Genomic DNA, 25,491 nt, shown 5'->3' on the forward strand with positions numbered 1-25,491 from the left:
ACGGTGAGTTGGTCCCATTCGACGACGATCCGGAACGGGGTGGTGACATCGACTGCTAGGCCGTGGCCATCGCGGTGGGTGGTTCCACGTGTGTGTAGGCCTGCTTTCGGACCTCGAGTGCATAGCGTTCGACGCTGACCGCGCCGACCTTGTCGAACTCGACAATCCAATAGTGTGGGATACCCGCGTCGGCGTAGTCGGCCATCTTGTGGATTCGATCTCGGCGCTTCGACCAGGGTGAGACCACCTCGACCACGATGAAGACGCGGTCTGCCGTGAGTTGGCCGAAGTCTTCCAGGCAGCGGTTGACGACAACGTCGGGGATGCGCGCGGTCAGGGTTTGTTGGACATGGCGGCGATCAAGGAGTTGGGGCGCATGTCGAGCCAGTGGGATTCGACGTAGTGGAGGCAGGAGGTTCGGGGGGCGGCGCCGAAGGCCACTGTCCAGCCGCCGGGGACGGCGGCGAAGGTGGGCCAGAGGGAGTGTTCGCCTTCGGTGTTGACCAGGACGTAGAACTGGGCGTTGTCGTCGTCGAACGGGTTGGTCATGGGGTGCCCTTTCTGATCAGGGTGCTGAGGTGGGCCAATACTGTGGGGGTGCCTTCGATTTCGGTGTGGGCGAGGTCGCTGGTGCGGTACAGGCGGTCGCCCGCGGGGGGTGCGTGGAACGGGATGAAGTCGGTGGTGGTGACGCCGTAGCTGGTGATGAGCGCGGCTAATCGGGTGGGGTCGGGTGGTTCGGTGAGGACCACCGTGGCGCCGACGCGAAGGGGGAGCAGGTAGCCGTGCCAAGCGGTGGTGTCACCGATGTGGGCCTGGTGCAGGTAGACGTCGCGGGTGGTGAGGTGGTGGCGAGCCTGCATGGCGGTCACCCGATGGACGGCGGCGGCGTGGCTGATGGTGACACTGTGCGTGGAGCCGGGGGGAAACAGCACGATGGCGGGGTGTTGGGTCAGGACCGGGGTGCGATGTTCACTTCGGGCGATCGGCTCGCTGGAGTAGGCCGCAAGGGCCACCCGGTCGACCGTGACGGTCGGGATGTCGTAGGTCCCGAGGTGTTCGCGGGCGGCGATGGTCAGGACCAGCGCGGGATCGACGATCGGTGGCAGCACGGTGGTGACGACGGGCACCACCGCGCCACCGGCTTTGAGGACGGCGTACATGGCGACAAAGAACTCGATCGACCGGGGAACATCTACGAGCACAGCCGATTCCGGTCCGATGCCGAGGGCGGTCAGGTGCCTGGCCAGTTGGTTGGTGCGCCGGTCGAGATCACCGTAGGTGATGATCGAGGTCGGGCCGTCGCTCGGCGCATGGACGACGGCCGGGTCGAAAGGGGTTGCGGCGGCTTGGGCTTCGAACTCGTCGAGCAGAAGCTCGTCGGGCAGACCCACGCAACGTGAGTAGGGCCCGTCGTCGATGCGGCCGACGAATTCGATCTCGGCGGTCCAGGCATCGCCCGGTGGTCGGCGCCGGACCAGGTCGCCGGTGGCGAACATGCGGTCGTCCACCGGGCCGATGGGGTTGGCCAGGAAGGTCGCGGCGGTAGCCTGCCTACCGACGTACCCGCGCGCCAATTGCACACCGGAGACGTAGAGTTCGCCGATCTCGCCGTCGGCGACCGGGCACAGGTGCTCGTCGAGAATCAGCAGCTCGACATCGTCGGCGGCCGATCCGAACGGCACCACCTCGAGGTCGGCGCCGGTCACCTCGTGCGCGACGAACTCGCCGGCGGTCTCCGGTCTGCCGTACACGTGCCACAGGGTCGCTCCGCTCACCTCGCGCAGGGCAGCGGCGGTTTTCGCCAGTAGTGATCCACCCGAGCCGAGCACCACGCGCAACGAGTCGAGGCGTTCCTCCGCGTCGGGCAGTGCTGCCAGTTCGGCCAGTTGGGCTTGATCGAAACATGCTGCTGTAACGCTGGTTTCGGCGATCGCGTCTGCGAGCACCGCCGACGGTGAGACGACCAAGGTGGCGCCGGTCTGCAAGGCGAGCAGCATCTCCCCCACTGCGGCCTGTCCGGTCAGCGGCGCGTGCCACAGAACGGAGTCGCCGAGGCCGATGCCACAGAGTCGTTGGCGCCAGCACGAATTCGCTTGTGCCGCACGATGTCCTACTACAACGGCGGCCGAGGCGACGACATCGACCACCAGGTAGGCGGGGTTGTCGGCGCCCGGCCCCGGTAGTTCGCCGGGGGTGATGTCGACGGTGGCATCGGTGTACAGAACCGGGAAACCGGTGGGGTGCGGCGTGGCGTCGGTGGTGAGGATCAAGGTCGGCGCGGCCAATGAAGCGGTGCGTCGTTGCAGGTCACCGGGGGTAGCGGGGTCGAGCAGGACAAAGGCACCGCCGGCGGCGAGTACCGCGTGCACGGCGACAACGAGTTCCGCCGAGCGTGGCAGCGAGACCGCGACGACGGTCTCGGGGCCGACACCGTGCTCCACGAGAGCAGCGGCCAACGCATCGACTCGCTCGGCCAATTCGCCGTAGGAGAGCCAGATTTCGCCGTCGCGCACCGCGAGGGCGTCGGGTTCGCGGTCGGCGTGGCCGGCGAAGGCGGCGAGCAGGGTCGCCGGGTCACGTGGTTGTTCGCCGTCCAGGTCACGCAGGAGCGCGGCGAGGGTGGCGGCGGTCGTGACCGAATCCGTGTGCGACATCAGAGTTGTCCTTCCGAGTCGTCAACCGACGCTGTCCCGGCTGTCACCGCGGCGGCATCGGTCACCAGTGTTTGCAGCGTGGAAGTGAGACCGGCCGCGCCGAGTGCGGCGAGCACGCCGGGCACGAGCCCGGCCAGCGCGACGTTCACCAGCGCTTCGGGTTTCATCTTCGCTCCCATCGCCCTGCTCACCGCGGTGAGCTTGGCGTCGAGGGCTGCGTAGGAGATGGCGTGCTCGCCGTGGGTGAATGCCACGGTCGCCGGCGCGAGCCGAGCTGCCGAACCGACGAGGTTCGGGAGATCGGCGATCGTATAGGTGGTCGGGGTCTTTTCGGCGTCGGTGCGCATGTCGATCGCACGCACTGCGACGGTGGGATCGGCGGCGACGGCGGTGAGGATCTTGCGGAATCGTTCGGCCAGTATTTCGATGGTCGACGCGTCGAACAGGTCTGTGGCGTAACCGAAGTGGACGTCCAACCCGTCGAGAGTGCCGTCCTCGGCGTAACGCTGCAGGGCGGTGAGGTGCAGGTCGAACTTGGCTTCGGTAAGGCCGGGGTCCAGGGTCTGGACGCGGAGGCCGGGTAGTTCGATGCCGCCCGGTGGCATGTTCTGGAAGGTCAGCATCACCTGGAACAGCGGCGTGTAGGCGCCGGTTCGGGTGCGGCCGATGGCGTCGACGACCTGCTCGAACGGGACGTCGGCGTGCGAGAGGGCGGCGAGGTCGCGGCGCTTCGCCTGGGCGAGCAGGTCGGTGAAGGGTGCGCGCGCATCGACCTCGGTGCGCAGGGCGACGGTGTTGACGAACATGCCGACGAGATCGTCGAGTTCGCGGGCGCCGCGACCGGATACCGGGGCACCGATGGTGATGTCGGTGCTGCCGGATTGTTTGGCCAACAGGACGGCAAGGGCGCTGTGGACCAGAGTGAACAGGGTGGTTCCGTTGGCACGGGCTACGCCGTCGAGGCGGCGGGTGAGGACGCTGTCGATGTCGAAGTCGACAGTCGCACCGCGCATTTCCCGGCGTGCGGCTCGTGCGCGGTCCGTGGGCAGCGTGAGTAGTTCGGGTGCTCCCGCGAGTTCACGGGTCCAGTAGGCGAGTTGCTGGGTGAGCACGCTGTCCGGGTCGGTGTCGGAGCCGAGCAGCGCACGCTGCCAAGTGCTGAAGTCGCCATACTGGATTTCCAGCGGGGCCCAGCCGGGTTCCCGACCATCGGCGCGATCTACGTAGGCGCGCACCAGGTCTCGGGTGAGCGGGTCGATCGAGTAGCCGTCGGCGCTGATGTGGTGCACCACGACGACGAGGACATGATCGTTGTCGCCGAGGCGGTAGAGCGCGACTCGGACCGGGGGCGCGGCGGTGATGTCGAAGGGCTGCGCGACGAGTGCCGCGATACGGGTTTCGACATCGGTGGGCGCGACTGGGATCGGGGCGAGGTCGACGGCGGCGGACCAGGCGGGCATCACCTGCTGGACCGGGCCCGCCGCGGTGTCCGGGTAGCGGGTGCGCAGGGTGTCGTGGCGGGCCAGCAGGTCGGCGATGGCCGCCTGCAGCGCGGGGAGGTCGAGGTCGCCGGTGAGGCGGATGGCGGCCGGGATGTGGTACGCCGAGGATTGCGGCGACAGTTGGTGCATGACCCACATGCGCTGCTGCGCGGGCGAGAGGATCGCGGGACCTTCGCCGGTGCGTGTGGTCAGCGGGGGGCGGGCGCTCGTGCGATCGACAGTGGCGAGGCGTTCGGCCAGCGCGGTAACCGTCGGCGCGTCGAAGACCGCCGCTACCGGGACCTGGGTGCCGAGCGCGGCGCCGAGGCGGGCGGCCAGGCGGGTTGCCATCAGCGAGTTGCCGCCGAGAGCGAAGAAGTCGTCGTCGAGCCCGGCGGTCGGGCAGCCGATCACCTCGGCGAAAGTCCGGGCGACCAGCTGTTCGACCGCGGTGACCGGAGCGCGGAAGGCTGCTTCGGCGAACGCGGGTTCGGGCAGGTCGGCGCGGTCGACCTTGCCGTTGGCATTGAGGGGTAGCGCGTCGAGGACCACCAGGGTGGCGGGAACCATGTAGGCGGGCAGGTCCGCGGCGAGCTGCGCGCGCAGTTGGGCGGCGATGGTTTGTTCGTCGCCTGGTGTCAGGTCGGCGACCGCGGCATAGGCGATCAGACGGGCGCCCGTCTGATCATCGGTCTTGGCTACCGCGACCGCCGCACGGACACCGGCGCAGCGCAGCAGGGCTGTTTCGACCTCGCCGAGCTCGATGCGGAAGCCACCGATCTTGACCTGGAAGTCGGCGCGTTCGAGGTATTCGAGGGCGCCGTCGGCGCGCCGACGCACGATGTCGCCGGTGCGGTACATCCGGGAGCCGGTGCCGGCGAGTGCGAAGGGGTTGGCGACGAAGCGGTCGGCGGTGAGGGCTGAACGGCCGTGGTAGCCGCGAGCGAGTTGGTCGCCGGCCAGGTAGAGCTCTCCGGCGACACCGATCGGGACCGGACGCAGGCGAGGGTCGAGGACGTACACGGCGCTGTTCCAGGCGGGGAAACCGATCGGCACCGTATGCGACAAATTCTGTGCCACTTCATATTCGGTGACCGAGACGGCCGCTTCGGTCGGGCCGTACAGGTTGTGCAGTACAGCGTCGGTGCCGGTGGCGCGGAACTGAGCGGCGGTGGCGACGGGCAGCGCCTCGCCGATCGCCAGCACGGCCCGGAGCGAAAGCGGCAGCGCGGGTACGGTTTCGGCGGCCAAGAGCATGCCGATGAGCGACGGCACCGCGTGCAGAACGGTGACGCCGTGCCGGGTCATGCTGGCGCGCAAGCGGTCTGGGTCGCGTTCGTCGCCGGGGCGGGTGACGATCAGAGCGCCGCCCGCGGTGAGGGGGGACCAGAATTCCCAGACCGAGAGATCGAAGGTGGCGGGGGTCTTCAGCAGGATGCGGTCGGTGGTGGTCATGGTGAAGCGGTCGTGCAGCCACGCGAGCTGGTTGACGATCGCGGCGTGCGGGACGGTGACGCCCTTGGGGCGGCCGGTGGAGCCGGAGGTGAAGATGATGTACGCGGGGTGCTCGGGGCGCAGTGGGGCAGTACGCTCGGCATCGGTGATCGGATCCGTCGAGAGTTCTTGCAGCGCTCGATGATCCAGTTCGAAGGCGGGTACGTCCACGGAGATCGGTAGGCCGTCGGCGGCCGTGGTGAGCACGCACAGCGGTGCCGCGGTGGCGACGATGTAGGCGATGCGGTCGGCGGGGTGATCGGGGTCGATCGGCACGTACGCGCCGCCTGCCCGGACTACGGCGTGCATGGCGATCACGAGGTCGATGCCACGACGCATGGCCAGTACGACGGTGCGTTCCGGGCCGACTCCTTCGGCGATCAGGAGCCTGGCGACACGGTTGATCTGGGCGTCGAAGGTGGCGTAATCCATGGACTCGCCGGTCTCGTCGTCTACCAGCGCGAGTGCGTCCGGAGTCCGGTTCGCCTGGTGGACGACCAGTTCGGCGAGCGTGGTCGGCTCGACCGGATGGGTGGTGTCGTTCCAGGTTTCGAGCAGCAGCACGCGGTCCGCGCCGAGCAGATCGAGATCACCGACTGCGCGATCCGGCGCGGTCGCGATGGATTCGAGAATCCGGCGCAGCTGACCGGCGAAACGTTGCGCCGTTTCCGCGTCGAACAGATCGGTGGCATAGCCAAGGGCCATGTCGATTCCCGCCGGGGTGCCGTCGGCGGCGTAGTTGTCGAGGGCGAACAGGTGCAGATCGAACTGCGCGACACCGGCATCGAAGTCGATACCGGAGACGGTCAAGCCGGGCAGTTCCAGCTGACCGCGGTCGTGGTTCTGGAACGAATAGCCGACCTGGAACAGCGGGTGCCGCGCGGTGGAGCGGGCGGGGTTGAGTACCTCGACCAACCGCTCGAAGGGCACATCGGCGTGCGAGAACGCGGCGATGTCGGCGGTGCGGGCCGCGGCGAGCAGGTCGGTGAACGGCGCGGCGGCCGCGACCGGGGTGCGTAGGACGAGGGTGTTGACGAACATGCCGATGACCTCGTCGAGTTCGGCTTCACCACGGCCCGCGTTCGGGGTGCCGACGGCAATGTCGGCGGTGCCGGAGAGCCGGGCGAGCAGGGCCGCGAAGGCCGCGTGCACGACCATGAACAGGGTGGCGCCGTTGGTGCGGCCGAGGGCGGACAGTGCGGCGTGCAGGTCGGCGTCGACGGTGAAGCTCACCTTGTCGCCGCGCAGGCTCTGGCGGGGTGGGCGTGGGCGGTCGGTCGGCAGGGCGAGCTGATCGGGCAGTCCGGCCAGCTGGGATCGCCAGTAGTCGACCTGTTGGGCAGCAAGCGATTCCGGGTCCGCTTCGTCGCCGAGCAGGTCGCGCTGCCACAGTGCGTAGTCGGCGAACTGCACCGCCGGCGGCGCCCAGCCGGGGGCGGTGTCGGCGAGCCGGGCGGTGTAGGCCCGCATCAGGTCGGTGACGAAGGGCGCGATCGAGGAACCGTCGGCGGCGATGTGATGCAGGACGGCGGCGAGCACGAATTCGGTGTCGGTGAGCTGGAACAGGCGCAGGCGCACCGGGATCTCGGTGGTGACGTCGAAGGTGGTCTCGGCCAGTTCACGAATCGCGGCGGGAAGTGCGGATTCGCTGGTCGCTACCGCCGAGGCCGCCGTTGACATCGCGTCGGCGGCGCCGATGATCGACTGCACGGGTGTGCCGTCGACCTCCGGGTACACGGTGCGCAGCGATTCGTGGCGGGCCACGACATCGGCCATCGCGGCCTGCAGCGCGTCGACGTCGAGCGCACCGCTCAGGCGCAGCGCGAAGGGGATGTTGTAGGCCACCGATGCGCGGTCGAAGCGGTTGAGGAACCACATGCGCTGCTGGGCCGGGGACAACGGAAGCAGTTCGGGGCGGGCCCGGCCGACGAGTGCGGGCCGGTCGACCTTGGACTGGGCATCGACCGCCGCAGCCAACTCGGCCACGCGTGGCGCCTCGAACAGGGTTCGCACACCGACGCGCCGATCCAGGGCCGCACCGATGCGGGCGACGGCCTTGGCTGCCAGCAGCGAGCTGCCACCCAGGGCGAAGAAGTCGTCGTCGGCACCCATCGGCTGGTCGTCGGTACGGCCGAGGACCTCGGTGTAGACGTCGGCGATGATCTGCTCGGTGACCGTTGTCGGCCTGCGGTAGGCGGTGGTCTCGAAGACGGGAGCGGGGAGGGCGGCGCGGTCGAGCTTGCCGTTGACCGTCAGCGGGATGCGGTCGACCGGCACGATGGCTGCCGGGAGCATGTGCTCGGGCAGGGTGCGTGCCAGTTCCGTGCGCAGGGCGGCGGTGTCGAGGTCGGTGGCCTCGGTGACCAGGTAGGCCACGATCCGCGGCTCGTCGACGAGGTCGGTGCGGACCAGGACCGCGACCTCGCGCGGGGCGAGCGAGCTGCGCAACAGCGCAGCCTCGATCTCACCGAGTTCTACGCGGAACCCACGGAGGTTGACCTGCTGGTCGGCGCGACCCAGATATTCGAGATCGACGCGGGCCGCGCGAGCGTCGGGCGATCCGAGCACTGTACGGCCGGTCGATTCCGAACCAGGGCGCGCCGACGCGGACACCTCGGCGGCGTCGTCGGGCATCACTGTCCAGCGAGCGAGGTCGCCCGAACGGTAGGCGAGAGAGCCGGCAGGGCCGTAGGGGTCGGCGACGAAACGGCCGGCGGTCAGGTCGGGCCGGCCCAGGTAGCCGCGAGCCAATTGCGGCCCGGATACGTAGATTTCGCCGGGGACACCGAGCGGCACGGGACGAAGGCGCGAATCCAGCACGCGCAGCGTGAGTCCCGTGATGGCACCGCCGATCACGCTGGCGGAACCGCTGTTCGGGGCAATCTCACGGTAAGAGGCGTGGACGGTGGTCTCGGTGATGCCGTACATGTTCACCATGCGGGTCGAGTCCGGGTAGCGGGCGAACCAGCCGGCGAGTCGTTGGGGTTCGAGCGCCTCACCACCGAAGATCACTGTGCGCAAGGCATATTCGGTCGGCACCGGGTCGGCCAGGTCCGCGGCGATGAGCTGGTAGAACGCGGACGGAGTCTGGTTGAGGACGGTGACGCGTTCGGTGCGGAGCAGTTCGCGGAACTGTTCGGGCGAGCGCGAGGTGAAGTAGTCGACCAGGATCACCGAACCGCCGTGGAGCAGGGCGCCCCACAGCTCCCACACTGAGAAGTCGAAGGCGTAGGAGTGGAACATCGTCCACACATCCGAGGGACCGAAGTCGAAGCGGCTCGCGGTGTTGTCCAGCAGGGCGACAACATTCGCGTGCGGAACGACAACGCCCTTGGGGCGGCCGGTCGAGCCGGAGGTGTAGATGACGTAGGCGGCGTTGGCGGGGGCCAGTGGCGTGTGCCGGTCCGCGTCGGTCATGGGTTCGGCGGCGAAATCGGTCAGGTTGCCCGCGGCGGGGTCGATGACCGGGCCACCGAACCAGCCGTGCGCCAGACCCGTGTCGTCGTTGGTGATGGCACAGTGCGGCCGGGCGTCGTCGAGGACGTATTCGATGCGATCAGCGGGGTAGTTCGGGTCGATCGGCAGGTAGGCGGCCCCCGCCTTCAGCACCGCGAGCAAAGCGACGGGCAACTCCACCGAGCGTGCGAGCGCGACCGCCACCAGCGACTCCGGCCCGACACCCGCGGCGACGAGCCGACGGGCAAGACGGTTGGACCAGGCATCGAGCTCGTCGTAGGTCAGGGTGGTATCGCCCGCTTTCACGGCGACAGCGTTCGGGTCGAGGGCGGCGGCACGGGCGAACCGGTCCACCATCGTGTCGGTGGCCGCCACCGAGGCGCCGGTGGACGACCAATCGTGCAGGGTGCGCTGCTGTTCTTCGGCGCTGAGCAATTGGATGTCGCCGATCACGACGGTCGGGTCGGCGACGACGGCGGCCAGCACCTGGGTGAATCGCCGGGCCAGCACCGCGACGCTGTCCTGCGCGAACAAATCTGTGGCGTAGGCGATTTCGATGGACATTCCGTTCGCGCGTCCGTCGATGTCGTCGGACTCCGCGACGGTGAACTGGAGATCGAACTTCGCCACGGCGGCGTCGAAATCGACAGGCTCCACACGCAGTCCTGCCGCCTCGAGCGCGGGGACGGTGAAGTTCTGCAGCACCAGTGCCACCTGGAACAGGGGGTGGCGGTTGCGGGCTCGCGCCGGATCGACGGCATCGACGATCTGCTCGAACGGGATGTCGGCGTGCGAGAGGGCGTCGAGGTCGGCCGCGCGGACGGCGTCGAGCGTGGTTTCGAACTCGGCGCGCGGGTCGATCTGGGTGCGCAGGACCAGGGTGTTGACGAACATGCCGATCAGGCCGTCGAGGGCGGCCTCACCGCGGCCCGCGACCGGGGTGCCGATCGCGATATCGCTGCCGCCGGACAGCCTGGCCAGGAGAACAGCGAGTGCCGCGTGCACGGTGCTGAACAGGGTGGCCTCGTGCTTGCGGGCCAGTTCGCGCAGTTCGCTGTGCAGATCGGAGTCGATCTGGAAGCGGTGGACGGCGCCCCGGTAGGTGGATTCGGCGGGCCGGGCGCGGTCGGTCGGCAGGTCGAGCTGCTCGGGCAGACCGGCGAGGCGGTGGCGCCAGAAGGACAGTTGCGTGTGCGCGCGAGACGTGGGATCGATTGCATCGCCGAGGTTTTCGTGTTGCCAGAGGGTGTAGTCGGCGTACTGGATCGGCAGCGGGGACCAGCTGGGGTCGGTGCCGTCGCGGCGGGCGGTGTAGGCGGTCATCAGGTCGGCCGCGAGGGGGCCGAGGGAGAAGCCGTCGGTGGCGATGTGATGGACGACGAGGACGAGCACATGATCGCCGTTGACCGCGAACAAGTTCGCGCGAACCGGGATTTCGGCGGTGAGGTCGAAACGGACTGCGGCGCAGGCCAGCAGACGCGCGGGCAACTCGGCTTCGGAGATATCTTCGGCCTGCAGGCTGATGGTGACCGAGTCGGCGATCAGCTGGATCGGGGTCGCCCACTCCTTGCCGATCTTCTTCGGCTCAGCGGGCGAGTTTCGCACCGCTGGCTGGATCGGCGTGCGCTCAGCGTGCTGTGCGCCCTCGGCGACTTCGGGGTAACTCGTACGCAGAGTCTCGTGCCTGCCGATCACGTCGGCGATTGCCGCTTCCAGGGCGGCGACATCGAGGTCGCCGGTCAAGCGCAGCGCGACGGGGATGTTGTCGACGGCGTCGCCGATGCCATCGACGTCGGCGAGGTAGCGGTTCATGAACCACATCCGCCGCTGAGCCGCTGACAACGGAATCTGTTCGGGTCGTTCACGAGTGGTGAGTTCGAGGCGTCCACCGGTGCCGCGCAGGGCGGTGCACCGGTGCGCCAGGTCGGCCACGATCGGTGCGTCGAACAGCAGGCGGACCGGGATCTGGGTATCGAGGGCGGCGCCGAGGCGGGCCGCGACCTGGGTGGCGTTGAGGGAGTTGCCGCCGAGGGCGAAGAAGTCGTCGTCGAGACCGACTTCGCGATCGGCGGGGAAGCCGAGCACCGCGGCGAAGGTGGCTGCGACGACTCGCGCTACTTCAGTGGACGGCGCACGGAAGACAGCCGCTTCGAAACTCGGTGCGGGGAGCGACTTCCGGTCGAGCTTGCCCGCGGTGTTGAGCGGGAACTCGTCGAGGCCGACGAAGGTCGCGGGGACCATGTAGGCGGGAAGGGTGCGCGAGAGCGTGGACTTCACCTCAGCTACGTCGACGTGCTGTGCTGCGACGAGATACGCGACCAGGACGTCGTCGCGGACGATAGCAGCGGCCTGGGTGATCTCGGGCAGCGCGGACAACGCGGCTTCGATCTCGCCCAGTTCGATCCGCAGACCGCGCAGTTTGACCTGGAAGTCGGTGCGGCCCAAGTACTCCAGTTCGCCGGTTGCCGTCCAGGCGACCAGGTCGCCGGTCCGGTACATCCGCCGGCCGCCCGCACTTCCAGCGAAAGGGTTGGCGACGAAGCGGTCCGCCGTCAGATCGACGCGGCCTGCATAGCCACGCGCGAGTTGCGCGCCCGCCAGGTACAACTCACCCGGGACGCCGACGGGGACCGGGTGGAGTCGGCTGTCGAGGACGTACACCTGGGTGTTGTGCACAGGTGCGCCGATCGGAACCGAGACGGTATCGGCGTCGATCACCTCGTGGAAGGTCACGTCGACCGCGGCCTCGGTGGGGCCGTACAGGTTGTGCACAGCCGTACCGGTGAGCTGACGCAGCAGTTGGGCGGGCGCGGGTGGCAGCGCCTCGCCGGAGGCGAACACCATGCGCAGCGATGCGCAGCGCTTCGCATCGTCGAGCGCGGCGACGAAGACCGCGAGCATCGAGGGGACGAAGTGGGCGACGGTGATCTGTTCGGTATCGATCAACTGGGTGAGGTAGGCGGGGTCGCGATGACCGTCGGGGCGGGCCAGGACGAGGCGGGCGCCGATCTGCAAGGGCCAGAAGAACTCCCAGACCGACACGTCGAAGGTGGCGGGGGTCTTCTGCAAGACGCTGTCGTCGGGGGTGAGGCGGTAGGCGTCCTGCATCCAGACCAGGCGGTTGACGATGGCGGCGTGGGAGACGACGACGCCCTTGGGCCGCCCGGTGGAGCCGGAGGTGAAGATCAGGTAGGCGGCGTTGTCGGGGGTGAGGATCGCGAGGCGATCGGCGTCGGTGATCGGATCGGGCGAATAGTCCGTGGTGTCGAGTTGTTCGACGTCGAGAATCGCCGGGCGAGTGGCGGAGTCCACGGCGGAGAAGTCGATGTCGTCGATCGCGCGGGTCAGTACGCAGACCGGGTCGGCGGCGGCGAGGACCCCGGCGATGCGCTCAGCCGGGTGCTCCGGATCCAGCGGCACGTAGGCGCCACCGGCGGCGAGGACCGCGTACATGGCGACGACCAGGTCGGTCGAGCGACGCATGCCGAGGGCTACGGTGCGCTCGGGGCCGACACCGATCGAGATCAGCAGGTGAGCAAGGCGATTCACTTCGTGTGCGAACTCGGCGTAAGTGAGGGCGTGCGGCGATTCACCGTCGAAGGACAGCGCGGTCGCGTCCGGGGTGCGCTCGGCCTGTGCGGTGAACAGCGAAGCCAGTGTCATGCGCTCGTCGACCGGGTACGCGGTGTCGTTCCAGGTATCGAGCAGGCGGGTGCGCTCCGCGGTGTCGAGGAGGTCGATGTCGCCGATCACGACGCTGGGATCGGCGGTCACCGCGTCCAGCATCCGCAGCAAGCGGGTGCTGAAATCTGTGATGGTCTGCGCGTCGAACAGGTCGGTCGCGTACTCGAAGCGAGCGAGCAGACCGTCGGTGGTCTCACGCAGAGTCAGGTGCAGGTCGAATTTGGCTGTCCGGGTGTCGATTTCGATCTCCGTGGCGGTCAGGCCCGCGAGTTCGAGTTCGGTTCTGGAGTTGTTCTGGAAGTCGAGCATCACCTGGAACAGCGGGTGCCGGGCGGTCGAGCGGTCGGGGTTGAGCACCTCGACGAGCCGGTCGAAGGTGACGTCGGTGTTGGCGAGGGCGCGCAGGTCGCTGTCGCGGACGGTGCCGAGGAATTCGGCGAAGGTGGCGCCGGGGTGGATCCGGGTGCGCAGCACGAGGGTGTTGACGAACATGCCGACCAGGTCGTCGAGCACCTGGTCGCCGCGACCCGCGACGGGGGTTCCGATCGAGATATCTTGTTGGCCGGACAGTTTGGTGAGCGTCGCGGCGAATGCGGCGTGCAGCACCATGAACAGCGATGCGTTGGTCTCCGCGCCGATACCGCGCAGCCGTTCGGTGATCTCGACGGGGACCGTGAAAGCGTGGCGCGCACCATGCCCCGAGGCGACAGCCGGCCGGGGCCGGTCACTCGGCAGCGTGAGCAGGTCGGGTAGATCCGCGAGTTCCGTTGCCCAGAAGTCGATCTGTTGAGACAGCGCCGAATCGGCATCACCCTCGTCGCCGAGCGCGGCGCGCTGCCAGAGCGCGAAGTCGGCGTACTGCACCGGCAGTGGTGGCCACTCGGGAGCGGTGCCCGCCAGGTGGGCGGCGTAGGCGACCATCACATCGCGGGTCAGCGGGGCGACCGACCAGCCGTCGGCGGCGATGTGGTGCAGCACGAGGACGAGGACGTGCTCGTCAGTGGCGGTGTGCAGCAGGTGTAGGCGGACCGGTGGTTCCTGATCGACCGCGAACGGGACGGCGGCCATGGCGCGGATCCGGTTGTCTAGGTCGGCCGGGGCGATCGCGCGCGGTTCGAGGGTGATCGTCAGCTGGTCGGTGGCGAGCACCTGCTGGAACGGGACGCCGTCGACGGCGGGATAGCGGGTGCGAAGCGCCTCGTGCCTGGCGAAGACCACGGCCACGGCCGCATTCATGGCGGCGTAGTCGATGGCGCCGGTCAGGCGGATGGCGGCGGCGATGTTGTCGGCGACCGATTCGGCGTCGAACTGGTTCAGGAACCACATGCGCTGCTGGGCGTAGGACAGTGGAATCTGTCGCGGCCGTTCGCCTGCCACCAGGGCGGGTCGGGGCGCCACCGCTTCCGCGGAGCCGAGCAGGGCGGCGAGCGCGGTGACGGTCGACGCTTCGAACAGCGCCTTCAGCGACACCGTGCGCCCGAGCGCGGTACCGAGCCGCGACACCACCTGGGTCGCGACGAGGGAATTGCCGCCGAGCGCGAAGAAGTCGTCGTCGGCACCGATCCGCTCGACCCCGAGCACTTCGCCGAACACCCCGGCCACCACGGACTCGGTGCCGGTGGCGGGTGCGCGGAAGGAACGCGCGGCGAATACCGGCTCCGGCAGCGCCCGACGGTCGAGCTTGCCGTTCGGCGTGAGCGGCAGCGCATCGAGCACGACGAACGCGGACGGCACCATGTGCGCGGCGAGCGCGCCGCGCAGGGCAGCGGCGATCTCGTCGACATGCACTTCTTCGATGGCGGCGGGCACGAGGTAAGCGACGAGTTGGTCGCCGCGGTGTGCGTCGGCGCGGACGAGCACGACGGCTCGGCGGATCGACGGCTGGGCGAGCAGGGCGGATTCGACCTCGCCGAGTTCGATCCGGAAACCCCGGAGTTTGACCTGGTCGTCATTGCGACCCACGTAGTCGAGGGCGCCTTCGGTGGTCCAGCGGACCAGGTCGCCGGTGCGGTACATGCGCTCGGACGGCGCCCACGGGCAGGCGACGAAACGGGTCGAGGTGAGGGCCGCGCGGGAGCGGTAGCCGCGCGCTACCTGGGCTCCCGCGACGTACAGCTCGCCCGCGACACCGACGGGAACCGGCCGCAACCGCGCGTCGAGTACCCACTGGGTGATTCCCCGTAGTGGCGTGCCGAGGGTCAGTCGGGAGTCGGCGGTGAGTGGGGCGCTGATGTTGGTGGCGACCGTGGTCTCGGAGGGGCCGTAGGCGTTCACGAATGCGCGCGGAACGGGGCCCGCGGTCCAGCGGGCGATCAGGTCGGGCGGGCAGGCTTCGCCGCCGACCATCACCATGCGAAGGGTGTCGAGTGGGGCTGGGTCGAGCACGGCAAGGCCGGACGGAGTCATCAGGGCGTGTGTGACGCGCTGCTCCGAAAGCAGTTGGGCCAGTTCGGCTCCCACGTGCCGACCGGGCGGGGCGATCACCAGGGTCGCGGCGGAGTGCACGGCGAGCAGCAATTCCATCACCGAGATGTCGAAGGACGGGGAGCCGACCTGCAGGACCCGGGCGTCGGCGGTGCCGAACATGCGTGCGGTTTCCTCGGCGGCGAAACCGGCGATGCCCGCCTGGGTGACCAACACGCCCTTGGGCAAGCCGGTGGAGCCGGAGGTGTAGATGACGTAGGCGAGGTGCTGGGCGCGCAGGGGGCGGGCGCGGTCGAGGTCGGTGACGGGATCGCTGGAACGCCCGGCGCATTCGGCCATCAGCTTCAGTTCGTCCAGGACCAGCCAGTCGATCGGGCCGGGGAGAGCGGACTGCGACTCGGACACTGTAAGACCCAGTCGCGCACCGGAATCGGTCACCATATGGGTGATCCGATCGCGTGGGTAGCTCGGGTCGACGGGCAGCCAGGCGGCACCGGACTTGGCGACAGCCCACACCGCGAGGACCGAGTCGATGGAGCGGGGGATGCCGACGGCGATCACGTCGTCGGGGCCGACGCCGATGTCGATGAGGACCCTGGCCAGGCGTGACGACGTCCGGTCGAGTTCACGGTAGGTGAGGATGCGGTCGCCATCGGTGACCGCTTCGCGATCCGGGCCCGCCGCGACGGCGTCCGCCAGCAGGTCGGGCAGCAGGCCGGTGGCGGTGACCGGTACGCCGCGCATGTTGGTGAGATGGGAGTGTTCGGCGGGCGAGAGTAGCGGTAGGTCGCCGACAGCGGAATCGGGAGACGTTGCCGCGGCGGACAGTAGTCGCACGAAACGCGCACCGAGCGCGATCATCTCGGGCTCGTCGAACAGGTCAGTGGCGTAGAGGGTGACGGCGTCGATGCCCGCTGGTTCGCCTGCGGCACCGCGCCGTTCGGCGAGGGTGATCTGCAGGTCGAACTTGGTGATGTCGAGTTCGATCTCGCGCACCGTCACCGGCGAGCCCGCCAGTTCGAAGGTGGTGTCGAGGACTGCCTGGAAGTTGAGCGCCACCTGGAACAGCGGGTGCCGGGCCTGCGAGCGGGCTGGGTTGACGACGTCGACCAGGCGATCGAAGGGCACGGTGGCGTGCGCGAAGGCGGCCAGATCGGTCTCGCGGGTGTGCTCGAGGGTCGCGGTGAAGCTCGCGGCGGGGTCGACCTCGGTGCGCAGGACCAGGGTGTTGACGAACATGCCGATCAGGTCGTCGATGGCACGGTCACCTCGGCCGGCGACACCGGTGCCGATGGCGATATCGGTGGTGCCGGACAGGCGCGCGAGGAGCACCGCCAGCGCGGTGTGCACAACCATGAACAGCGAGGCGCCTGCCTGCTCGGCCAGGTCGGCGAGCCGGCGGTGCAGGTCGGCGTCGATGGTGAACGCGGTACGTGCGCCACGCATGGTCGGCTCGATCGGACGCTGACGGGCGGCGGGCAGCGCCAGCTGGTCCGGCAGACCACCGAGAGTCCTTTCCCAGAAAGCGATTTCGCGCGAAGCCAGTGACTGCGGATCGGTTTCGGCACCGAGGAGTTCGCGCTGCCACATGGCGTAGTCGGCGTAGTGCACGCTCAGCGGCGACCAACCGGGCTCGACACCGTCAGTGGCGGCACGGTAGGCGGTGAGCACGTCGCGCACCAACACCTGCAACGAAACTCCGTCTGCCGCGATGTGATGCAGCACTACAGCGAGCACGCACTCCCCCGGCGCCACACCGTCACGACCGAGGGGCTCCGCGGCGACTCGGCCGGATCCCTGCGACGCGGAGTTATCCACAACGTTGTCGCCGGTGTTCGGAACGACAAAGATGCGCGCACGGAAAGGTGCCTCGTGCTCGAGATCGAAACCAGCACAGGCGAATCGGGTCAGTTCGGCGTCGAGATCGGTGGCCGATACCTCGGTGGGCTCGCCGATGCGGACAAGCCCGGCATCGCGGATGACCTGCTCGGCTACCTCACCGCCGGGGATCTCGACCGCGGGGAACACGGTGCGCAGGGCTTCGTGGCGGTCGACCACCGCATCGAGAGCGGCGACCAAGGCGGGGAGGTCGGCGGTGCCGCGCATGCGGATGACGAACGGCATGTTGTAGCCCGGCGTCGAGGGGTCGAAGCGGTTGAGGAACCAGATGCGTTGCTGCGCGGGGGAAAGCGGGATCAGCGCGGGGCGGGGACGGGCGGTGAGCACCGGGAGTCGGTCAGCGACGCCGGTGTCGTCGCGCTCGTTGATGACGGTGGCGAGGCGGGCGACGGTGGTCGCGCCGAACAGGTCGCGCACACCGAGGCGACAGCCCAGGTCGGCGCCGAGGCGGGCCGCTACCCGGGTGGCGACCAGGCTGTTGCCGCCGAGGGCGAAGAAGTCGTCGTCGCGCCCGACGCGGTCGAGGCCGAGCACCTCGCCGAATACCTTCGCCACCGTGCGCTCCACCCGGCCGACGGGCTCGGCGTAGCTGACGACGGTGCGGGTGGGGGCGGGCAGCGCCGCGCGATCCAGCTTGCCCGAGGCGTTCACCGGCAGGGCGTCGAGCAGCACGAAGGCGGCGGGCACCATGTACGCGGGCAGCGCGCGCAATGCGGTCTCGCGCAGTTCATCGACCGTCACCGAGCCCGGCTCGGCTTCCACCACGTAGGCGACCAACTGCTCACCGACACCCGCGTCGTCGCGGACCACGACCACCGCGCGGGCCGCCGAGTCGACGCTCTCCATCACTGCCTCGATCTCGCCGAGCTCGATCCGCTGACCGCGCAGCTTCACCTGAAAGTCGGTGCGCCCCAAGTATTCCAGTTCGCCGTTGGTGGTCCAGCGAACCAGGTCACCGGTGCGGTACATCCGCTCGCCGGGCACCGGGCTCGAACTACCCGGCGCGGCGACGAAACGCCCTGCGGTGAGTTCGGCACGTCCCACATAGCCCCGGGCGAGCTGTACCCCCGACAGATACAGCTCACCCGGAGCCCCGACCGGTGCCGGCCGGAGCCGCGAGTCGAGAACATGGAGCCGGGTGTTGAACACCGGCGCGCCGATCGGCACCGTGACCCGGTCGCCGTCGTTGACCTCGTGGAAGGTGACATCGACGGCGGCCTCGGTCGGGCCGTAGAGATTGTGCAGCCGCGCACCCGTCAGCAGCCGCAGTCGCTGAGCCGGTGCGGCGGGCAGTGCCTCGCCGGACGCGAAGACCAGCCGCAGCGAGGTGCGTTCGGCGATTTCCTGCTGGGCGAGATAGACTTCGAGCATGGACGGCACGAAATGTGCCACGGTGACGCCGTATTCGGCGATCACCCGACGCAGATACGTGGGGTCGCGGTGACCGTCCGGCTCGGCGAGCAACAGGGTGGCACCGATCTGCAAGGGCCAGAAGAACTCCCACACCGAGACATCGAAAGTCATCGGGGTCTTCTGCAGCACCACATCGCTTCCGTGCAGCCGGTAGGTGTGCTGCATCCAGACGAGTCGGTTCACGATCGCGGCGTGCTCCACCGCGACACCCTTGGGCAGCCCCGTGGAGCCGGAGGTGAAGATGACGTAGGCCCGGTGTCCGGGGCGCAGCGGCGCGGTGCGGTCGGCGTCGGTCAGCGGGGTGTCGTCGTAGCCGCTCAGATCCAGGGTGTCCACGGCCAGTACCGGCAGGCCGTCGACGGGCACACCGTCGCGGGTGGTGGTGAGCACGGCGGCCGGGGCGGCGGTGGCGAGGATGTGCGCGATGCGGTCGACCGGGTGATCCGGGTCGATCGGCACATAGGCCGCGCCCGCCGCCAGCACCGCGTACATCGCGACCACGAGCTCCGGTGACCGCCGAATACTCAGTGCCACCAGCGATTCCGGACCGATACCGTCCGCTCGCAGGCGCCGGGCCAGGCGATTCACGCGCTGAGCCAGCTCACGATAGGTCAGCGTCAGGTCATCGGAATGGGCGCGATCCGCGTCACTCCATGACGACGCCATACGCACAGCCACTTCGTCCGGGGTCCGCGCTACCTGAGCCTCGAACATCGCGGGCAGGGTCGCCGCCGGCACCGAACGCTCGGCCAGCGCGACATCCACATCGAACCGCGTGGAATTCCAGATTCGCGTACTGACCTGGAGTTCCAGCTCGGTCGCCACCTCGATCGCGCTCAGCGCGGTGTCCAGGTCCGCGGCGGCGAGGCGCTCGAGGAAACCGAGGAAGCGGGCGTGGTGCCTGGCCAGCGTGTCGGCGTCGTAGAGGTGCGGGTTGGCCTCGAAGTCGACGTGCACGCGGTCGCGGTCGCCGTAGTAGACGTTGAGACTCAGGTCCTCGATCGGGCCGGTGGACAGCACCCGGTAGCGACCGGTGGTGGTGCCGAGGGTGAGGTCGCTGCGGAAGAGCATGAAGTTGGCGAGCGGGCCGAACAGCGAGCGCCGGGCCGGGCGGCCGTCGTCCTCGGCGTCGCGGCGGATGTCCTCGGCGCGGTAGCGCTGATGACGCAGCGCGCCCGCCACCTCGACCCGCGCCGCGCGCAGCAGTTCACCCCAGGTAGCGGCCGAACCCGCCGCGCCCGTTGGCAGTCGCAGCGGCACGATATTGGACAGCATGCCCGCCGAGCGCCGCATCACGGCGGTGGTGCGGGCGGTGACGGGCAGGCTCAGTACCGCGTCCGGGCGGTCGGTGAGACGGCCGAGGTAGGCGGCGAAAGCGGCGAGGAGAACGGCGGAGATCGTCGAATCATCGCTGGCGGCAATGGTTTCCAGCCGGTCGACCAGTTTTTCCGACAGCCGCCCGCCGGTCACCAGGTTGATCGCCGAACGCGGGGCGGTGCGGGAATCGAGCGCGGTGGGGCTGTCGAGGCCCGCGATGCGCTGGGCCCAGTGCTCGCGATCGCCGACGAAACGGGTGCTCTCGCGATACCGCTGTTCACCCTCGACCAGCGTGGACAGCTCGCCCGGCACCACCTCGCGCGCCGGGGTGCCGAGCATCCGCGCGGTGTAGAGCTCGGCGATGCGCTGGGAGTTGGTGAACGCGCCGTACCCGTCGAGCACGATGTGATGGCCGCGCAGATACCAGAACCAGCGCGTTTCGCCGACGCGCAGCACCGCGCCCGCCACCAGGCGGTCGGTGAGCAGATCGATGGGGGCGCCGAACTCCGCGCGCATCCAATCCCGCGCGGCGGCGACGGGGTCGTCGTGGTGGCGCAGATCGATCAGCGGCAGTTCTCGCTCGACCGCGATGGTGTGGTCGACGTACTGGTGCGGGACGCCGTCGGACTCGCCGATACGCACCAGCGGCGAACCGTAGGCGTGTGCGGCTTCGGCCGTAACCTGCTGCAGCACAGCAGGATCCAGCTCACCGTGGATGTCGACATACTGGGCGATGGTGATCGGGACGTCGGGGTCGAGCAGCTGTGCGTACCAGACACCGAGTTGGGCCGGGGTCAGCGGAAACGGCAGTCCATCGACCCGCGCTTCCTGTGGTCGTGCGCTGTACCCACCCAACTCCGTACCGTGCACCAGAGCCTCCTCGTATCGCGAAAGAACAGCAGATCGAACCTGTTTCGGGCAGCACGAATACACCTCGAGCCGAAAGATTCGCTGTGAACGCGGTGGGCGTGCAGCCACACTCGCGCAAGATCCCCGACAGATCATGTGGACGAGATAGGGCGACCGTAGGGTCGCCGGGCAACGGACGATGCGTCCGTCGCGGGTGCCTAGCTGTTGATCATTCCTCCAACGACTTTGTCAGTTACGTCACATGGGTACCTGTCCATGCAGTGCCGACAGTAGGCGCTCAATTTATAAAAAGAACCTTTTTCCGCTAAAAAAATCGGTCGAACGTCCAGTCTGTACCGGCCGGTAGGCATGACCTGGACCTGAGTGCGGGCTCCAACACTTCAGACGTTCGAATGTGAGCCACCACACCTTCAGACCGGGACACTATGAGCCGAAACGTTGCATCTGCGTTGCATCAGCGCCGATGCGCCGGTCGAGCACCCGAATCTTGGCTTCTATCTGCGCATACAGCGGCGAATCACGGTCGACGGTGGCGCGGTAGGCGGCCCACGCCGCGGCATCGTCACGCCCTTCCGGGCAGGAGGTCCAGCGGCGCAGCACGGCCGCGTCGGGGGCGGCGAGCACGGCGGTCCGCAATCGAACGCGGAGCTCGTCGCGGATGTCGCAGATGCCGGGAGCGGAGGAGCGCGGCAGCACCGGGCCCGCATACAAGCGCAATGCGGATGCGGTATCACCGGAGTCGAGCGCGGCCCGGAGCTCTTCCACATCGGTTGCGACATGCACACGGAGACGGTATGGACGCGAACCGACCACCGAGGCGCCGATCACCGACCGCAGCCGCGACATCGCCGCGCGGATCGTGCCGTTGTCCAGATCGGTGTCGTCGAGCAGTAGAGCCAAATGGTCGGCGCCGAGGCCTTCGGGATGTTCGGTGAGCAAGAGCAGGATCTCGGCATGCCGTTGCGAAAGCGACACCCGCTCCCCCGCGATGCTCAGCTGAGGTTGCCCCAGCCCAAGAACATCGAGCCCGAGCGTGGCCTGTTCGGTGTCGTCGCGGTTCACCGGAGCAGGCGCCGCGATGCCGTGACTCGCACGCATCGCCCGTAGTACCAGGTCCATTTCGGCGGCGGTCGCGGCGGCTTTGACCAGAGCGAGGATCTCCGGCTTGGCCACCCGCATCCCGCCGGCAATCATCAAGACGCCGATCAGGCGGCCGTCCGGCTCGTGTACGGGGGCCGCGGCGCCGGTGATCTGGTGCATCCGATGCAGGAAATGTTCGGGTCCGTGGATCCAGGTGGCGCGGCCGGTGCGCACCACAAGGCCGACGGCGTTGGTGCCGATGCGACGTTCGCTGAGATCGTCGCCCTCGCGCACGCCGATCTCGGCGGCGGCGGCGACCTGTTCGGGATGGCCGTGCACCGAGAGCACGCGCCCGAACTGGTCGGCCACGGTCACGATCAATCCCGCCTGCGACGCGTCCTGGACCAGCAGTTTGTCGATCAGTGGCATGAGCGCGGCGATCGGATGGGCATCGCGATAACGCTCCAGATCGGCACCGCGCAACCCGCGACCGTCGATGACGTCCGTCGGGTCGACTCCGCCGCGCACACTGCGCAGCCATGATTCGAGGACGAGCGGACGTAGTAAGCCGGCCAGCTGGGTCAGCTGTTCACCACCGGCACTGAGAAATCCATGGGCCTGTGCGGCATAGGCTTCCAGAGCACCGAGCTGTGCGCCCGACTCCGATGCCTGCCGTGGGGGCCTCCCACCTGTAAGATTGCTGACCATTTGCCTTTCTTTCCCGCTACAAACTGTACCGGGCAGATATCAGGCAAAACGACAGAAGTCAGGGTTTGTCCCGCAGGTCACATCGTGGTATCGAACGACACTTCGTCACACGACCATATGGTCCGCTATGGCTGCGGCGAGCATCACGGTGGTGGCCTGCGGGCCGCGGCGCAGCGGGACCGGGACGATCGACAGATCGGCGACCGCCAGCGCCTCGATGCCATGGACGCGGCCGTGTTCGTCGACCACCGCTCGCTCGTCGTGGGCCGGGCCCATGCGGCAGGTACCGGAAAGATGTTGGGAAGTGCCGAGGTTGGCGCGCAGCCAGGGGTCGTCGACGGGCCCGATTCGTCGACCGAGGAGATCGGCGGTGAGCGCTACGCCGTCACGAAGACGGGCACGGTCTCGTTCACCGCGGAGATAGCGCTGGTCGACGCGGGCGGGGACGGCCGGATCAGCCGAGACCAGTGTCAGCTCGCCGGCCGACTCGGGATGCATCAGCGCGACCCCGATTCGGCGATGACCCGGCGTGAACCTCTGGGTGTACGGGCGTAGTTCGAGATCGTCGCTCGCGAGGACGTATTCGAGCGGGACAGCGGGTTCGTCGGGCTCGTCGTCGGGGAATTCGACGCCGACCTCGGGGTGATCGGTGCACCACGCGCCGACCGGAGCGGGCGCCACGATCGGCACACCGAGCGAGCGCAGCAGTGGTTCGGGGCCGATCCCGGATCGGATCAGCAGCGCTGCCGACTCCACCGCACCCGCGCACAACACCGTCTGATCGGCATAGGTTCGCCCCCGCTCGCGACCACGCGACCACTCCACCCCGATCACCCGGGTCCCGCGCAGAAGTAACCGAGTCACCATGGTGTCGCCGGCGACCGAGAGATTGGGTCGCTCCATCGCTGGATAAAGATGAGTGATGGCCGGTCCCGATCTGAGACCGTGCGACACCGTCAACGGCACTCGGCCGAAACCATTCGTGTGGTCGGCACCCGACCGCGCGAGGTTGAGGTCAGGGATCTCGGTGAATCCCGCTGCCGCGCAGCGTTGCGCGAACTCGGCGCTGAACTCGGTGAAGTCCCTGGTTCGCTCGATCGGGATCGGGCCGCCGACGCCGTGGCCGGGGGCCCAGCCGAAATCCGCGTCATCTTCCAGGTCGCAGAACACGGGCAGGACCGATTCGAATGACCATGCAGGGCCTGCCACCGCACTCCATGCCGCGAAGTCGGTGGCGGGTGGGCGGATGAAGTAGCTGCCGTTGATCGCACCGGAGCCACCGATCAGCTTGCCGCGCACCAGGTTTCCCCGGTATCGCCACACGACCCCGGATTCGGGACCGACAGGTAGGTGACCGGGGTCGAGCAGTTCGTGCGGCAGCTCCCCCCTCGTCGGATAGGCCGGTCCGGCTTCGAACACGCGCACCGAACGCGCCGGATCCGCACTGAGCCGGGCGGCGAGGACGCAGCCCGCCGACCCGGCTCCGACGATGAGAGTGCTCGTCACGCGGTGGAATTCAGCGGGGTGGGATGCTCGGTTTGAGCGCTTCGAAACTGCGCGCCCGGATGACGCCGAGCCACAGGCCGGTGCCGTACGCCACGTCGTCGAGGCGCTTGTAGGCCACATAGCGCAGCGGGTCGAGGCCGCCCGCATCGCGATGGGTGAACCAGTCGGCCAGGCCGTCGGCGAGTGCCATCGTGATGGCGATCCTGCGGATGCGGCTCGACGCGATGACCGCCAGTAGCGTCACCGGCCAGTAGTCGCGGCACATCGCCGAAGCCAGTCGCCACATGCCTGCGAAGTAGCCGCGCGCCAGGTAGACCGCCGCGATTCTGGTCGGGTTGTCGAGTTCGGTGAAGACCCGGCGCAGGCGAACGAGAGCCGTGGCGAGGGTGACGAGCCCACCGAGCAGACCCCATTTGGACAGGGTCGCGAACAGCAGACTGGCCAGCACGGTCCAGGTCGGCACCGACAGCGGTGAGACCAGGCCCGAGTGCCGTTTCCCGAGCGGTGCGGCACCGGTGCCGTAGAACAGCTTTCGCCCGAACCAGGCACGGAAGGCCACCCGGTGATCGTGGGCGACATGCGCGGCGGGCTCATAGCGCAATCGCCAGCCGGCGCGTTCGAGCCGCCAGCACAGGTCGACATCCTCGGCCACCTGCATCGATTCGTCGAATCCACCCTCGCCGAGCAGTGCCGCGCGCCTGGCGAGCAGCGCCGCGCTCGGCACATACGACACGATGCCGCGCGCGTGCACCGCCGACTCGCGACGGCCGAGATCGAGGGAGGAGCGGGTGTGTTCGTAGCGGGCGAGCGCGTTGGACTCGGAGTCGAGGGCGACGATGCGCGGCGCGACCAGCGCGACCTGCGGATCGCTGAAATGTCCGAGCATGACCTCGAGCCACCCGCTGCGCGGGACCACATCGGAGTCGAGAAACGCGACAAAGCCCGTTGTCGCCGCCTGTAATCCGGCATTACGGGCAGCCGCGGGGCCGAGCGGGCTCTCGTGCCGCAGCACCGTCACCTGACCGCGGCCCGGTCGCGGCGGGATGCGGACCGGCTCGTCGGAACCGTCGTCGACGACGATCACATTGTGTCCGCGCAGCACCGCCAACAGACGTAAGAGTCCGTCGGCATTGTTGTAGAGCGGAATGACGACGGTGACGTCGTCGAGAGACGGTTCCAGCCGCGGGCGCGGGTTGGCCACGCCGGAATCGAGCAGTCGGCGTGCGACGATCGCGGACTTGGTGTCGGTCACCTCCAGGTATCCGTCGCCGATCAACTCGGCGGCCTCCGGGGCCAAGCGCAGCATCCGTGCGGGCGATCCTCCGATCAGGATCCGACCCCCGGAAAATGCGCGTACCCGTGGATCGATCCGTACCCCGAAGCCGTCGGGCAGACGATCATGGCGCATTCCTCGCATGCTATTCGCAGTTGGGCCCGCAGACATCATCACCCCACAAAAAAGGACGAAAGTCTGTCCGAAATGCCGCTGCGACCGGTTGCCG

At 68.6% G+C, this 25,491-nt stretch carries 7 protein-coding genes; all 7 read right to left on the minus strand.

What is annotated here, in order from left to right; all coding sequences use genetic code 11:
* Positions 1-55 precede the first annotated feature (55 nt).
* On the minus strand, positions 56-412 hold the full coding sequence (locus ACLJPD_RS06340; RefSeq protein WP_410871945.1) for a Uma2 family endonuclease: 357 nt from the start codon (positions 410-412) through the stop codon (positions 56-58).
* Positions 334-549, minus strand: coding sequence for an MbtH family protein (locus tag ACLJPD_RS06345; protein WP_266293539.1), 216 nt, complete (start codon positions 547-549; stop codon positions 334-336). The genes ACLJPD_RS06340 and ACLJPD_RS06345 overlap by 79 nt, the downstream gene beginning before the upstream one ends.
* Complete coding sequence (locus ACLJPD_RS06350; protein ID WP_410870785.1) at positions 546-2,657, minus strand: AMP-binding protein; 2,112 nt, start codon at positions 2,655-2,657, stop codon at positions 546-548. The genes ACLJPD_RS06345 and ACLJPD_RS06350 overlap by 4 nt, the downstream gene beginning before the upstream one ends.
* Entirely contained in the window at positions 2,657-20,695 is an 18,039-nt protein-coding gene (locus ACLJPD_RS06355; protein WP_410870786.1) for a non-ribosomal peptide synthase/polyketide synthase, read from the minus strand. Before ACLJPD_RS06355 ends, ACLJPD_RS06350 begins: the two co-directional genes overlap by 1 nt.
* Positions 20,696-21,118: 423 nt before the next feature.
* Entirely contained in the window at positions 21,119-22,483 is a 1,365-nt protein-coding gene (locus ACLJPD_RS06360) for a GAF domain-containing protein (RefSeq protein ID WP_410870787.1), read from the minus strand.
* Between the two features lie 105 nt (positions 22,484-22,588).
* A complete protein-coding gene (mftG, locus tag ACLJPD_RS06365; protein ID WP_410870788.1) occupies positions 22,589-23,989 on the minus strand; it encodes a mycofactocin system GMC family oxidoreductase MftG in 1,401 nt (466 codons plus the stop codon).
* 10 nt (positions 23,990-23,999) lie between these two features.
* On the minus strand, positions 24,000-25,397 hold the full coding sequence (mftF, locus tag ACLJPD_RS06370; RefSeq protein ID WP_410870789.1) for a mycofactocin biosynthesis glycosyltransferase MftF: 1,398 nt from the start codon (positions 25,395-25,397) through the stop codon (positions 24,000-24,002).
* Between the last annotated feature and the right edge of the window lie 94 nt (positions 25,398-25,491).

This window comes from Nocardia sp. A7, assembly GCF_046549215.1.
Taxonomy (GTDB): domain Bacteria; phylum Actinomycetota; class Actinomycetes; order Mycobacteriales; family Mycobacteriaceae; genus Nocardia.